This window comes from uncultured Roseibium sp. (genome assembly GCF_947499295.1).
Lineage (GTDB): Bacteria > Pseudomonadota > Alphaproteobacteria > Rhizobiales > Stappiaceae > Roseibium.
Map to the genome: position 1 here is coordinate 244,857 of NZ_CANMNP010000008.1, position 13,105 is coordinate 257,961.

Here is a 13,105-nt window from a genome sequence, read left to right on the forward strand (position 1 = left end):
TGGCCTTCATTGCGAGGCCGTCATGTCATGAGTGCCGGTGCCTTTGGCGGGGGAGCTGCTTTCCCTCTCGCTTAGAGAACAGTCTCGTCTTTTCTATGAAAACGAGGTGCACCAGAATTTCAGGCGCCAGCTTTACCGGTTTTTTCCGCGTTTGAGAAGAACTCGAAAGCCTTGAGATCGTCTGTTTGTTCACTTTCGAGCGGCTTTTGAAGCAACGAGGCGATGGTCATTGCCCTGACATCCCTTTCAAGCTTTCGGGTCAACGCTTTCCGGTCGGTGTCTTTGTCGACAAGAACCGGGTCCCCCCAACGCACGATCACATCCAGTGCTCCGCGCGAGAAAATACCCCAGAGATGCCCAGGCAGTTCCATATCACCATACCAGGCAACATGGGGCCGATGCGCCCGGCCCATCGGAAGGCCATAAAAACCCTGGTAGGCCACCGACAATGGCTGAACCCAAACCCTGGACGTTTCATCTGACCCGACAGCTCTGGTGGCCGCACCAAGCAGCGCAGACCGGAAGGGCAGCACACAGTTGCCATCGTTGGATGTGCCTTCGGCGAAGAGCACCATCGCATCGCCTTGCGCCATGCGGTCCGCAATCTCATCGGCCACCTGAGCCGTCTCGGTGCGCCGGGTTCTGTTGACGAAAACCGTTCGCTGCAGCTTGGCGAGAAGGCCGAAGATCGGCCAGCCGGACACTTCGGACTTCGCAATGAAGGACAACGGCATCAGCGATCCGAGAACAGCGATATCGACCCAGGACACATGGTTGGCCGCGATCAACAAGGGCCGGTCGGTTGCAGGTTCACCTATCTGCTGGATCTTGATGCCCACAAGCCGGGTTGCGACGCGATGCCAGATTTCGGGCAGCTTTCTTTGCACCGGCAACCGGAATTTGATGGCAGCCCACTGCAACGGAATGAGGATCAAAGAGACGATCGTCAAAAGAAAAATGATGATGCCTGCCTTGATTTCAGCCATCGCCCTTGTCGTCCTCGGTGGCGCTCAGCGGAACTCCGTAGAGCTCCAGTCTGTGGTCTACCAGCTTGTAGCCGAGTCTTTTTGCAATGAATTCCTGCAAGGCCTCTATTTCTTCATTTCGGAATTCGATGACCTGCCCGGAGCGCAAATCGATCAGGTGGTCATGATGTTCATCGGGAACCGTTTCATAACGTGACCGACCGTCACGAAAATCATGCCGCTCGATCATGCCGGCATCTTCGAATAGTTTTACAGTGCGATAAACGGTTGAGATGGAAATACCCGGATCGATCGCAACAGACCTGCGGTAGAGCTCTTCCACGTCGGGATGTTCGTCCGAGGCTTCCTGAATGACCATGGCAATGACGCGCCGCTGTTCCGTCATGCGCATGCCCTTGGCGATGCACAACTCTGCGAGCGTTGGTTGCCGGTCGTCCGTCATCAAAAGCCGCCTAATGTCCCATTGCAGTTCCGTGCTACAGCGCTTAGCGAAGATCGATGCGCATGACAAGCGCCGTACCGTCACCTCCGCTTTCGCTGTAATAGCCCTTGCGCTTGCCGACCTCCTTGAAGCCGAGCCCGCGATAGAGCAGCAGGGCGGCCTCGTTGGAAGCATCCACCTCCAGAAACAGGTGACTGCACCGCTCGGCATAGAGCCGGAACAAGGAGGCTTCCATGAGCTTTTTTCCAACGCCGCGGCCGCGTTGTCTGGGCTGCACCGCGATGGTGATGACCTCCGCTTCTTCGGCAACTGTACGCAGAACAACAAAACCAAGCGGCGCCCGTGTTCCATAGGGGCTCGCTCTGCGTGCAACCAATATCGTCACACCGTCCTGTGCTTTCATCCGGCCGAATTCGTCGGCATGCCAGTTGTGTGCGAAAGATGAGGCGTGAATCTCGGCAATCTTGGGCAGATCTTCGTCCAGCGCCTCTTCAACGACCGGCGGCTGGGTCCAGAACCACCAAAAACTCATTGCCGTTCAATCCTTCCCCTTGTCTGCGGTTTTGCGTCCGGGGGCCGCAGATACAGCGGCGAAGGAGACGAAACAACCGGATCCGCAGTCAACCCGAGCTCAGCAACATCCCGGATACCCGGAAATCCGTTGATGGACAAGACACGCTCACGTGGCAGTCCCAATCCATCGACAATTTTATACGCTGCCGAACCCGCGAACCTTATTTGCTCCGGCAAGTCACCTGCAAGATCCTGCAAGGAGCGTACAGCGGCCTGACTTGCAGGAAATCCATCTGCATCAAATTCCTGGCAATAAACTTCATCACCCTTCCCGGTCAACGCAACCAGGATCGGCGCTCCGCCATCATGAGGTGCCGCAGACCGAGCAATCGCGGCCAGTGTCGTGATGCCGACAACAGGTTTTCCAAGGACAAGACCGAAACCGCGAGCAACGGACAGTCCAACACGAAGACCTGTAAAACTGCCGGGACCCACGGTGACGACGACCCTGTCCAGGTCCGCAAATGCAGTTGACGTTTCGGCCATGACCTCACCAATCATGTCCATCAATGCTTCTGCATGGCCCCGGCCGATTTCCTCCGCGCATGCCTCAAAGCATGCGGTTTCAGCACCGTCATCAAGGACGGCGGCCGCGCAATTTGCAAGGGCTGTGTCTATCGCTAGAACGCGCATACCGGGTCAACCATAAGTCTCGTTGCTTATGCCACTACCGCGTGACCCCACTTATGTCGAGCCTAGCTTTGGACCTAAGTCCAATGGGGGGCTTGCGTTCCACAAGGAAAGCGAGTCGGAAATAAAAACGGCCCGACAACAAGGTCAGGCCGTTGAAAAATCGAGAGAATTCGGCTCAGATCGGCCGAACTTCCTCGACCTCGGGAACGAAATGGCGCAGCAGATTCTGAATGCCGTGCTGCAAAGTTGCCGTTGAAGAAGGGCACCCGGCGCACGCGCCGCGCATGGAAAGATAGACAATTCCTTCCTTGAAGCCCTTGAAGGTGATGTCTCCACCGTCCTGCGCGACGGCCGGACGAACCCGCGTTTCAAGGAGTTCCTTGATTGTTTTGACGGTGTCCGTGTCACCTTCTTCGAAGAATTCGCCTTCTTCGGTATCCTCTGCCTGACCGGCTATCATGACCGGTTGGCCAGACATGAATTGCTCCATGATCACGCCGAGGATAGCCGGCTTCATGTGTTGCCAGTCGGTTTCGTCCTTTGTCACCGTGACGAAGTCATGACCGAAGAAGACGGCCACAACACCGGGGACATCGAAAAGTTTTTCCGCCAGAGGCGAAGCGCCGGCATCCGCCCTTGAGCGGAAATCGTAAGTGCCCTCCGGCAAAACGACCTTGCCCGGCAGGAATTTCAACGTGGCCGGATTGGGGGTAGCTTCCGTTTGAATGAACATGATCATCGTCCTTGCGTTTCTTGAACGCGCCCGAATTAAGCGGGTGTCTTGCGCCTCTCCTTATCGCAAAACACCGATAAGTCCTTTTAGACCATCTCGCAGCAGTTTGGAACCGTTAAAAACTAGATAGGTACTCGACCGGCGTGGTCAAGCAGCCGCCCTGAAGATGCCGCTGTTTTTTGGTGCAAAATCTGCCGGGTGCCCTGACCCTTAAGCCAGAGCAGAGATGGAATCGTCGTCCAGGTTCCCCGGCACGATGGTAACCGGAATGGGGAACGTTCCCGCAGACTTTCCTGCAATCGACGACACAAGCGGTCCAGGACCTTCCGACCCGGTGCTGGCAGCCAGAACCAGGATCGCGATATCGGCGTCAGCTTCAATCAGCTCCATGATTTCTTCGGCCTTGGCCCCTTCCCGAACAACGGTTTCAGGTTCGGTGCGTGCGACCGACCGGACGCGACCGGCGGCTTTGGCAAGGGTGGCTTCCGCTTCTTCCTGAGCTTCCGCGCGCATAATGTCTTCCACGCCGAGCCAGTGCTGAAAATCACCCGGTGCGATGATGAAGACGAGAGTGACCACGCCCCCCGTGCGCGCCGCACGTTTGGCTGCATAAACAATTGCCCGATCACATTCGGGCGTTTCGTCGACCACGACCAGAAACTTCCGGCGGTGGCCTTCCTCGTTGCTTTTGCGAATAGCTACCATTCGCGCATGCTGCCATTGCTCTGCACGCATCGCAAGCGGCGAAATTGCCGCTTGCCTGAACCGGCTTTTCTGCTGACCTACCTAGAGAATGAACCTCGACAGATCCACGTTCTTGGCGAGATCACCGATATTTTCATTCACGAACTCTGCGGAGATCTCAACTTCCTCTCCCGACTTGTCGGGGGCTGTGAAGGAGATTTCGTCCAGGATTCGTTCCATCACAGTCTGCAATCGGCGCGCACCAATGTTTTCGACCGAGGCATTGAGATCAACCGCGACCGACGCGATTTCCTCGATTGCATCTTCGGTGAAGGAGAGTTTGACGTTCTCCGTTTCCATCAACGCGACATACTGTTTGATCAGGCTTGCTTCAGGTTCAGTCAGAATCGCACGGAAATCTTCCTTGTTAAGTGCGCGCAATTCCACGCGGATCGGCAAACGCCCCTGCAGTTCGGGCAGGAGGTCCGACGGTTTGGCCACATGGAACGCACCCGATGCGATGAACAAGATATGGTCGGTCTTGACAGGGCCGTGTTTGGTGGACACCACAGTGCCTTCGATCAACGGCAGCAGATCACGCTGAACGCCTTCGCGGGACACGTCTCCGCCTGCCCGGCCCTCGCGTGCGCAAATCTTGTCAATCTCGTCCAGGAAGACGATGCCGGAATTCTCCACCAGCGAGATCGCCTCTTCGACCACCTTGTCTTCATCGAGGAGCTTGTCTGACTCCTCGTTGATCAGAAGCTCGTAAGATTCGCGAACCGTGGTCCGTTTCTTCTTGGTCTGACCACCAAAGGCCTTGCCCAAAAGATCCGACACGTTCATGACGCCGACGCTTGCGCCAGGCATGCCCGGGAGATCGAAACTCGGCATCTGTGCCTGCGCACGGACCTCGACTTCGATTTCCTTGTCATCCATCTCGCCATCGCGCAGTTTTGTGCGGAAACTGTCGCGCGTTGCCGGGCTTGCGTTGGCACCGACGAGTGCGTCCAGTACCCGCTCTTCGGCAAGTACATGGGCTTTCGCCTTGACCGATTCGCGCTTTTGATCGCGTATCAGCGTGATACCGGCCTCAACCAGATCGCGGACAATCTGCTCGACATCCCGGCCAACATACCCAACTTCGGTGAACTTCGTTGCCTCCACCTTGGTGAATGGAGCTTTGGCCAGTTTTGCCAACCGTCGGGAGATTTCGGTCTTGCCAACGCCGGTGGGTCCGATCATGAGGATGTTCTTTGGCAGAACCTCCTCGCGCATCTGACCTTCCAGTTGCTGACGGCGCCAGCGGTTGCGCAGCGCAATTGCCACTGCACGCTTAGCGTCTTTTTGACCGACAATGTATCGGTCGAGTTCTGATACGATCTCGCGTGGAGAAAAATCGGTCATCGTTTACGACACGCCTTCTTGATTATTGTGTTCCATGAGCAAACTGTCGTCGGTGCGGCCAAGAAGATCCTCGATCTCCCGGAACCCTGCCTTTCGGTAGGCTTTAACAGCCCTCAGATTTGCAGGGTCCGGATCAATGATGATCCGCTCATACCCTTCCCCGCGCAGCTTCTCAACAAATGCACTCAAAACTCGGGTTCCTATGCCTTTTGACAGATCTGCCGCGCTGGCGATGGACAAATCCACGCCAACCGCTTCTTCAGGCAGCAACTCCAGCCAGGGATAGTCTTCAACCCATTCGGTGTTCTTCTGATCCTTGATGAACCAGACCTGGATATAACCCGTCTCTTTTCCGTCTATCTGGAAAAAATAGGGACGCGTTGTGTCCTGGCCGGTCAGCATTTCCTTGATGTATCCAAGCTCTTCAGCCGGATCGCCCCACCATTCCCGCCAATGCGGCCTTGCCATCCATTCCGACAGCAAGGGCAGATCTTCCATTGTCACGGGGCGAAACGAGACCATCGACGATCACTCGGCGGTATCCAGCGATTCAACAGTTACACTGGCATTTGTGTAGACACAGATTTCTGCCGCGACCGCCATGGCCTTGCGAGCAATGGTTTCTGCGTCAATATCCGTATCTGCCAGTGCACGGCCGGCAGCCAGTGCGTAGTTGCCACCCGAACCGATCCCCATAATGCCGCCTTCAGGTTCAAGAACGTCACCGGTTCCGGTCAGCACCAGTGACACATTCTTGTCGGCAACCAGCATCATCGCTTCAAGCCGGCGCAGGTAACGGTCGGTGCGCCAATCCTTGGCCAGTTCCACACAAGCCCGCATGAGCTGTCCGGGATATTGCTCCAACTTTGCTTCCAGGCGCTCAAACAACGTGAATGCGTCTGCGGTTGCACCTGCAAAGCCTGCAATCACTTCACCCTTTGCAAGCGGCCGCACCTTGCGGGCGGTGTGCTTGATCACGGTCTGGCCGAGAGACACCTGTCCATCGCCCGCAATGACGACCTTGCCGCCCTTGCGCACCATCATGATCGTCGTACCGTGCCACTGGGCAGGTTCGCGCGTTTCGCTCATCAAGTCCTCGTAAGTCTCTTTTGTCTGCCGCCCTATGTAGGCGGCTAACACGGCATTTCCAAGCAATCATTGGCGCAGGCTAGAATAACGCGGGTTTCAACCTCAGTGCGACATCTCGATCCTGGTTGCTCTCAAGAGGGCATCCACCAGCCGATCAAGCTGACCGCTGATCCGGTCATCGGTAAGGTCACCTTTCTCGTCAAAGGCACCAGATGCGCGGGGAATTGAGACCATCTGCGGCAACACCATTGCACCCAATCCAACCTCGAGGATCGTGCGCATACCGATTAGGCCGCGCATGCCACCGAACCCGCCCGGTGAAGCTGCTCCGAGCGCAAAAACCTTGTTCTTGTATGCTTCACCCGGCTCCTTGACACGGCTTATCCAGTCCAGAGTGTTCTTCATAAGCGGTGTGATGCCGGCATTGTATTCTGGACAAGACAGGAACACACCATCCTGACCATGGAACAAACGTTTGAGCTTACAGGCATTCTCAGGCACGCCATCGCTTTCTTCCAGGTCACCGTCATAGACGGGCAAGGGATACTCCTTCAGCGACAGGTGTGTGACCTCCGCATCCAGAATGGCCAGCCTCTTTGCCACCAGCGCCACCAGTTTGCCGTTCAGCGAAGCGCTCCGGGACGAGCCTGAACACACGAGGATCTTTGGATTTCGCATCAAATATCTCCAGTTCACAGTCGACCATAGGGCAACACCGCCAAAGGTGTTTGCCCGAACACGGTAACTAGAGCGTTGTGCACGAATTTTGGAGGTTTAGTGGCCTTTGCGGTAAACCCAAACCCGCGCCGGAGGCAGGTTTTTCCAAACCCAATCCGAACTGAACACCGAGACGGCATGACTGTTCGGCTTGACGGGCGCTACAAGCCCATAGGAAAACTGAATGAAAGGCGCTCCAGGCTTGAGCATTTCGAGAGCCTCGGCCAGCAGAGCCTTTCGAACAGACTCCGGTTTCGTCAGCAGCGGCAAGGATGAGACAATGCCGTCAAGCTTGCCCGACCTGTTCGACCGGTCAGCGAAAAATCCGCCTTCACTTTCCAGACTTTCGCGCAAAGCATATGCATCCCCTTGCAAGACGGTCAGGCCCGGATACCTAAGGCTCAGGATTTCACAGAATTCGGGGCTGTATTCGACAAGATTGAGATGATGGTTGGCAAATCCGCGATCGATCAAGGCTTTGGTCACGGCACCCGTGCCAGGTCCAAGTTCGACGACACGGCAATGAGGACGCGGTGTCAGGAACGAGGCCATCTTTGCAGCGAGATCGGGACCCGATGGCGTTACAGCCCCGGTCCTCAACGGATTCTGCGCCCAGGATCGTATGAACTTCATTTCGTCGAGCACTTTTGCCCGGACGGCATTGGCCTTGACGATCTTTTCCCGAAGGCGTTCCCCGCGAATCCCGCTACGCTTCAACATCTTACCTCACTTCCACCCAGGAGGTGAATATAAGGGGACTTGTCAGAATATGCTACGGGTGGGCGTACAAATTGCACGAACTCGCGGATAATGCTTAGACGCACCAGGCCAATCAAGCGCCGAGATTGTCTATGAAATCCTTCACTTTGGAAAAGAACCCCGCAGATTCGGGATGGTTCTCGCCGGACGATTCTTTTTCAAATTCCGCCAGAAGTTCCCTTTGCCTGCGTGTCAGGTTCGTCGGCGTCTCCACAGTGACCTGAATATACATGTCACCGTGCTGGCTGGTGCGCATGATCGGCATGCCCTTGCTGCGCAGGCGGAACTGCTTTCCTGTCTGCGTACCTTCCGGTACCTTCACCCGGCTTGTCGCACCCGCAACAGTCGGCACATCGAATTGCCCGCCCAGGGTTGCCGTACTCATGGAAATGGGTACCCGGCAGTAGAGGTCTGCGCCATCGCGCTGAAACAGTTCATGGGGGCGAATTGACAGGAAGATATAAAGATCGCCCGCAGGACCACCGCGCACACCGGCTTCCCCTTCTCCGGCAAGCCGAATTCGGGTGCCGTCTTCGATGCCGGCTGGAATATTGACAGACAGCGTACGATCCTGGGTCTTTCGTCCTGAGCCGCTGCAGCTTTCGCAGGGATCGGTGATGACCTGCCCACGCCCCTGACAGGTTGGACAGGTGCGCTCAAGCGTGAAAAAGCCCTGAGCTGCACGTACACGCCCGGCGCCACCGCAAGTACGGCAGGCACTCGGGCTGGTTCCCGGTTTCGCACCTGAACCGGAACAGTCGTCACAGGTGATACTGGTCGGGACCTCGATCTCAACCGTCTTGCCGGCAAAAGCGTCTTCCAACGTAATGTCGAGATTGTAGCGCAGGTCGGCACCACGCTCCCGGCCACCGGAACGGCGTCCGCCACCCATACCGAAGAACTCTTCGAAGATATCTGACATGGTGGAGGAAAAATCATGCGCGCCTGCGCCACCACCGCCACCGAAACCGCCATTTTCGAAAGCTGCATGCCCGAAGCGGTCATAGGCGGCCCGTTTCTGGCCGTCTTTCAAGGTGTCATACGCTTCGTTGACTTCCTTGAACATGGCCTCGGATTCACCATCGCCCGGATTGCGGTCCGGGTGATATTGCATTGCCATTTTGCGGTAAGCGCTTTTCAGCGCCTTTTCATCCGCATCGCGTGAAACGCCCAGAACCTCGTAGAAATCACGTTTGGACATCAAGATCTCTCGGTCTTGTTGTTGCACCGTCGGCAGCCTGGGCAGGCCCGGCGCCAGGAACGAGAGGGGCTCGTCGCATGTTCAATTGATCCAGACAAAGCCCCACCCGCGACTATTACGGCGAAAGCGCCGGACTCATGTGCCCTTGTGATCGGGCAAGCAAGCGTCCGGCGCCAGACTTGACCAGCCAGCCGAGACACGGCTGGCTGTCGACTTTCAGTTATGCAGACTTCTTGTCGTCTTCGTCTTTGACTTCCTCGAAGTCCGCATCGACAACATCGTCTTCCGCCTTGGCTTCGGCTTCTTCGCCGCCTTCGCCACCGGCTTCCGCATCGGCTTGTGCAGCCTGATACATGGCTTCGCCAAGTTTCATGGATGCTTCGGCCAGGGCCTGGGTTTTGGCCTTGATGTCTTCAAGGTCTTCACCCTCGAGCGAGGACTTGAGCTCTTCAAGAGCGGATTCGATCGCAGCCTTGTCGTCTTCGGAGACCTTGTCACCGTAGTCTTTCAGCGACTTGTCAGTGGAATGTACCAGCGACTCGCCCTGGTTCTTGGCTTCCACCAACTCTTTCCGCTTCTTGTCCTCGTCGGCATGGGACTCAGCATCCTTGATCATCTGGTCGATGTCATTGTCACTAAGACCACCAGAGGCCTGGATGCGGATCTGCTGTTCCTTGCCGGTACCTTTGTCCTTTGCCGAAACATTGACAATACCGTTGGCATCGATGTCGAAGGTGACTTCGATTTGCGGCACGCCACGCGGTGCCGGCGGAAGTCCGACCAGGTCGAACTGGCCGAGAACCTTGTTGTCGGCAGCCATCTCACGTTCGCCCTGGAAGACACGGATGGTCACAGCCGTCTGATTGTCTTCGGCCGTGGAAAACACCTGGCTCTTCTTGGTCGGGATCGTCGTGTTGCGATCGATCAGGCGAGTGAAGACACCGCCGAGCGTCTCGATACCGAGCGACAGCGGAGTGACGTCCAGAAGGAGCACGTCCTTGACGTCGCCCTGCAGAACACCGGCCTGGATCGCTGCGCCCATGGCCACGACTTCGTCCGGATTTACACCCTTGTGTGACTCCTTGCCAAAGAAGGTGTTCACGGTTTCCTGAATTTTGGGCATGCGGGTCATGCCGCCGACCAGAACGACTTCGTCAATTTCACCAGCTGCCAGACCTGCGTCTTTCAGAGCAGCCTTCATGGGGTTGATGGTGCGTTTGACCAGGTCTTCAACCAGAGATTCAAACTTGGCGCGGGTGAGCTTCAATGTCAGGTGCTTCGGACCGGATGCATCAGCCGTGATGAACGGCAGGTTGATTTCGGTCTGCGAAGAGGACGACAACTCGATCTTGGCTTTTTCCGCGGCTTCTTTCAGACGCTGCAAGGCAAGTTTGTCGTTCTTCAGGTCAATGCCCTGATCTTTCTTGAACTCAGCTGCCAGATAGTCGACGAGAACCATGTCGAAGTCTTCACCACCCAGGAACGTGTCGCCGTTCGTGGATTTCACTTCGAATACGCCGTCGCCGATCTCCAGGATGGACACGTCGAACGTGCCGCCACCAAGGTCGTAAACAGCAATGGTCTTGCCTTCATTCTTGTCCAGGCCATAGGCTAGGGCTGCGGCAGTCGGCTCGTTGATGATGCGCAGGACTTCCAGGCCAGCGATCTTGCCGGCATCCTTGGTTGCCTGACGCTGAGCATCGTTGAAGTATGCCGGAACAGTGATGACCGCTTGAGTAACACTCTCGCCGAGGTAGCTCTCTGCCGTTTCCTTCATTTTCTGAAGGATGAAGGCGGAAACCTGGGACGCGGAGTATTTTTCGCCGTTTGCCTCAACCCATGCGTCGCCGTTGTCGGCTTTGACGATTTCGAAGGGAACCAGTTTCTGGTCCTTGGCGACAGTCGGGTCGTCAAACCGGCGCCCGATCAGGCGCTTGACTGCGAAGAGCGTGTTCGTCGGATTGGTGACTGCCTGGCGCTTGGCCGGCTGACCGACAAGGCGCTCGCCATCGTCGGAGAATGCCACCATAGACGGTGTGGTGCGTGCACCTTCTGCGTTTTCGATTACTTTGGGATCTTTACCGTCCATGACGGCGACGCACGAGTTCGTCGTGCCGAGGTCGATACCAATGACCTTTGCCATATCTGCCTCTCTTTCTAGCAAACCAGACAGACCCTAGAAGGCGTCGGCCCGGCTCCTCTCACTTGTAATCCGGGACCAGCCCGGAGATCGCGCCGGAGCACATGCTCTGGATTTGGCGCGAAGCTTGATCGCTATATAGGTGGATGAAACTTTGCCTGCAAGACATCTGTTTGCTGGCAATCGCCAGTCATCACCGATATTTCTTGCCTGATCGTTACCAAGATCGGATTTCGGATTGTCGTAAAAGTCAATTTTTCAGAAAATCACCATTCAGACGCGGGATCTCTCCAGAGGAATACATTCATGAAAGACGCCGATTTGTGGAGCCGCATTACGGCTTGTCATCCAGATGCGGTCGAAGCCGATTTTCCATTTTCAAAACGACTGGCACGGGACAATGGCTGGTCTCACGAATATGCCCTGCGCGTCATCACGGAATATCAGCGTTTTGCTTATCTCAGCCGGCTGGGCTCAGGCATGGTTACGCCAAGCGACGAGGTCGACCAGGCCTGGCACCTTCATTTGACCTATACGAAGCACTATTGGGGGGCTTTCAAGGACGCACTCGGCGGCCCTTTGCACCATATGCCGACCAAGGGCGGTGCAGATCAGAATGCACTGTTCAACGATGCCTACGCCAAAACATTGGCGCATTACCGAACCGAATTCGGCAAACCGCCTGCTGACATATGGCCTCCGGCCTCCGTGCGATTCGGGAAAGCACCGCATTTCCGTCGCATAAATACACAAGATCACTGGATAATCGCCAAACCGGAATGGCCCAATCACGTTCGGACCTTCTTCAAGGCCCTGACGTCGCTTCCTGGCGCCGTGCTTGGTGCCTGTGCTGCGCTTGTCGCATTTCTCCTGGGAAGCAGTCTTGCTTTAGCTCATGGCTCTCCGGCTGGCGACACACTGCTGGACCGGGTTCGAAACATGATCTGGCACTGGGCTACGGAACATACTGTCGTTTTCGTTTTTTGTGTTGCCATAGTCGGGATCGTTCTCCTCTTGCTTTTCAACAAAACGGCGGGAAGCAAGTCGTCTGGATGCGGTTCGGGCTGTACTGCCGGCGGCTCCAGTGGATGCAGTTCTTCTGGTTGCGGCGGGTGCGGTGACTGAACAAGAACCCGTGAGCAAAAAAATGCAGGATAGCTCTCTTGGCGGCCCGGCGGGCTTTAAGTATTTGCCCGGATACTTTGACCGCACCACCCAGGAATTTCTTCTGAAAGAAGTGCGGTCATGCGTTGCTAAGGCACCGCTCTTCCAGCCTGTGATGCCGCGAACCGGAAAAGCCTTTTCCGTGAAGATGAGCAATTGCGGCCCGCTTGGCTGGGTCTCCGACATCAACGGATACCGGTATCAGCAAGCACATCCTGATACTGGAGCTCCATGGCCCGGCATTCCGCTCGCCTTGCAAAAACTCTGGAAGGATCTCGCGCCAAGTGCTCAGCCGCCACAGGCCTGCCTGATCAATTTTTATGAGCAGAGCGCCCGAATGGGACTGCACCAGGACCGGGACGAACAAACTTTCGAAGCCCCTGTCATTTCGGTCTCGCTTGGCGACACAGCAACTTTCCGGGTTGGCGGTTTGTCCCGCAAGGACCCGACCAGATCCTTTCGCCTGCAGTCCGGCGATGTCGTTGTGCTCGGCGGTGAGGCTAGGTGTTCAGTCCCGGCATTTGATGGATCGGATTAAGTCTGAAACGATCAGGTTCTGAAGTCCATATCTTGCAAA

The 13,105-nt window shown here is 56.2% G+C and carries 15 protein-coding genes; 2 read left to right on the plus strand and 13 right to left on the minus strand.

The annotated features are described in order from the left end of the window. Positions 1-119: 119 nt before the first annotated feature. The 13 genes from Q0835_RS14945 to dnaK form a co-directional block, all read right to left on the minus strand. Positions 120-986, minus strand: coding sequence for a lysophospholipid acyltransferase family protein (locus Q0835_RS14945; RefSeq protein WP_298962482.1), 867 nt, complete (start codon positions 984-986; stop codon positions 120-122). After that, positions 979-1,428 (minus strand): Fur family transcriptional regulator, encoded by a 450-nt coding sequence (locus tag Q0835_RS14950; RefSeq protein WP_298818685.1) that lies wholly within the window; start codon positions 1,426-1,428, stop codon positions 979-981. The genes Q0835_RS14945 and Q0835_RS14950 overlap by 8 nt, the downstream gene beginning before the upstream one ends. Positions 1,429-1,471: 43 nt before the next feature. After that, complete coding sequence (gene rimI / locus Q0835_RS14955; RefSeq protein WP_298818683.1) at positions 1,472-1,960, minus strand: ribosomal protein S18-alanine N-acetyltransferase; 489 nt, start codon at positions 1,958-1,960, stop codon at positions 1,472-1,474. Further along, positions 1,957-2,634 (minus strand): tRNA (adenosine(37)-N6)-threonylcarbamoyltransferase complex dimerization subunit type 1 TsaB, encoded by a 678-nt coding sequence (gene tsaB, locus Q0835_RS14960; RefSeq protein WP_298818681.1) that lies wholly within the window; start codon positions 2,632-2,634, stop codon positions 1,957-1,959. Before tsaB ends, rimI begins: the two co-directional genes overlap by 4 nt. Before the next feature lie 175 nt (positions 2,635-2,809). Beyond that, on the minus strand, positions 2,810-3,367 hold the full coding sequence (locus Q0835_RS14965) for a NifU family protein (protein WP_298818679.1): 558 nt from the start codon (positions 3,365-3,367) through the stop codon (positions 2,810-2,812). 210 nt (positions 3,368-3,577) lie between these two features. Further along, positions 3,578-4,072: a universal stress protein gene (locus Q0835_RS14970; protein ID WP_298818677.1), complete on the minus strand. Its 495-nt coding sequence runs from the start codon at positions 4,070-4,072 to the stop codon at positions 3,578-3,580. 81 nt (positions 4,073-4,153) lie between these two features. Continuing rightward, on the minus strand, positions 4,154-5,458 hold the full coding sequence (gene hslU, locus Q0835_RS14975) for an ATP-dependent protease ATPase subunit HslU (protein ID WP_298818676.1): 1,305 nt from the start codon (positions 5,456-5,458) through the stop codon (positions 4,154-4,156). Positions 5,459-5,461: 3 nt separating this feature from the next. Continuing rightward, positions 5,462-5,980: a GNAT family N-acetyltransferase gene (locus Q0835_RS14980; protein WP_298818675.1), complete on the minus strand. Its 519-nt coding sequence runs from the start codon at positions 5,978-5,980 to the stop codon at positions 5,462-5,464. A 6-nt stretch (positions 5,981-5,986) separates the two neighbouring features. Next, positions 5,987-6,547 (minus strand): ATP-dependent protease subunit HslV, encoded by a 561-nt coding sequence (hslV, locus tag Q0835_RS14985; RefSeq protein ID WP_298818673.1) that lies wholly within the window; start codon positions 6,545-6,547, stop codon positions 5,987-5,989. A 102-nt stretch (positions 6,548-6,649) separates the two neighbouring features. Then, positions 6,650-7,225 (minus strand): NADPH-dependent FMN reductase, encoded by a 576-nt coding sequence (locus Q0835_RS14990; protein WP_298818671.1) that lies wholly within the window; start codon positions 7,223-7,225, stop codon positions 6,650-6,652. Between the two features lie 96 nt (positions 7,226-7,321). Then, positions 7,322-7,984, minus strand: coding sequence for a methyltransferase domain-containing protein (locus Q0835_RS14995; RefSeq protein WP_298818669.1), 663 nt, complete (start codon positions 7,982-7,984; stop codon positions 7,322-7,324). 112 nt (positions 7,985-8,096) lie between these two features. Beyond that, positions 8,097-9,224, minus strand: coding sequence for a molecular chaperone DnaJ (dnaJ, locus tag Q0835_RS15000; protein WP_298818667.1), 1,128 nt, complete (start codon positions 9,222-9,224; stop codon positions 8,097-8,099). Between the two features lie 220 nt (positions 9,225-9,444). Next, positions 9,445-11,367: a molecular chaperone DnaK gene (gene dnaK / locus Q0835_RS15005; RefSeq protein WP_298818665.1), complete on the minus strand. Its 1,923-nt coding sequence runs from the start codon at positions 11,365-11,367 to the stop codon at positions 9,445-9,447. A 303-nt stretch (positions 11,368-11,670) separates the two neighbouring features. On the opposite strand from dnaK, the gene Q0835_RS15010 reads away from it, so the two are divergent. Then, entirely contained in the window at positions 11,671-12,489 is an 819-nt protein-coding gene (locus Q0835_RS15010; RefSeq protein WP_298962485.1) for a hypothetical protein, read from the plus strand. Between the two features lie 22 nt (positions 12,490-12,511). Beyond that, entirely contained in the window at positions 12,512-13,066 is a 555-nt protein-coding gene (locus Q0835_RS15015; protein WP_298962488.1) for an alpha-ketoglutarate-dependent dioxygenase AlkB, read from the plus strand. Positions 13,067-13,105 lie beyond the last annotated feature (39 nt).

Coding starts and splice junctions, on each gene's coding strand:
- Q0835_RS14945 (WP_298962482.1), bottom strand. CDS start 986: ATGGCTGAAATCAAGGCAGGCATCATCATTTTTCTTTTGACGATCGTC.
- Q0835_RS14950 (WP_298818685.1), bottom strand. CDS start 1,428: ATGACGGACGACCGGCAACCAACGCTCGCAGAGTTGTGCATCGCCAAG.
- rimI (WP_298818683.1), bottom strand. CDS start 1,960: ATGAGTTTTTGGTGGTTCTGGACCCAGCCGCCGGTCGTTGAAGAGGCG.
- tsaB (WP_298818681.1), bottom strand. CDS start 2,634: ATGCGCGTTCTAGCGATAGACACAGCCCTTGCAAATTGCGCGGCCGCC.
- Q0835_RS14965 (WP_298818679.1), bottom strand. CDS start 3,367: ATGTTCATTCAAACGGAAGCTACCCCCAATCCGGCCACGTTGAAATTC.
- Q0835_RS14970 (WP_298818677.1), bottom strand. CDS start 4,072: ATGGTAGCTATTCGCAAAAGCAACGAGGAAGGCCACCGCCGGAAGTTT.
- hslU (WP_298818676.1), bottom strand. CDS start 5,458: ATGACCGATTTTTCTCCACGCGAGATCGTATCAGAACTCGACCGATAC.
- Q0835_RS14980 (WP_298818675.1), bottom strand. CDS start 5,980: ATGGTCTCGTTTCGCCCCGTGACAATGGAAGATCTGCCCTTGCTGTCG.
- hslV (WP_298818673.1), bottom strand. CDS start 6,547: ATGAGCGAAACGCGCGAACCTGCCCAGTGGCACGGTACGACGATCATG.
- Q0835_RS14990 (WP_298818671.1), bottom strand. CDS start 7,225: ATGCGAAATCCAAAGATCCTCGTGTGTTCAGGCTCGTCCCGGAGCGCT.
- Q0835_RS14995 (WP_298818669.1), bottom strand. CDS start 7,984: ATGTTGAAGCGTAGCGGGATTCGCGGGGAACGCCTTCGGGAAAAGATC.
- dnaJ (WP_298818667.1), bottom strand. CDS start 9,224: ATGTCCAAACGTGATTTCTACGAGGTTCTGGGCGTTTCACGCGATGCG.
- dnaK (WP_298818665.1), bottom strand. CDS start 11,367: ATGGCAAAGGTCATTGGTATCGACCTCGGCACGACGAACTCGTGCGTC.
- Q0835_RS15010 (WP_298962485.1), top strand. CDS start 11,671: ATGAAAGACGCCGATTTGTGGAGCCGCATTACGGCTTGTCATCCAGAT.
- Q0835_RS15015 (WP_298962488.1), top strand. CDS start 12,512: ATGCAGGATAGCTCTCTTGGCGGCCCGGCGGGCTTTAAGTATTTGCCC.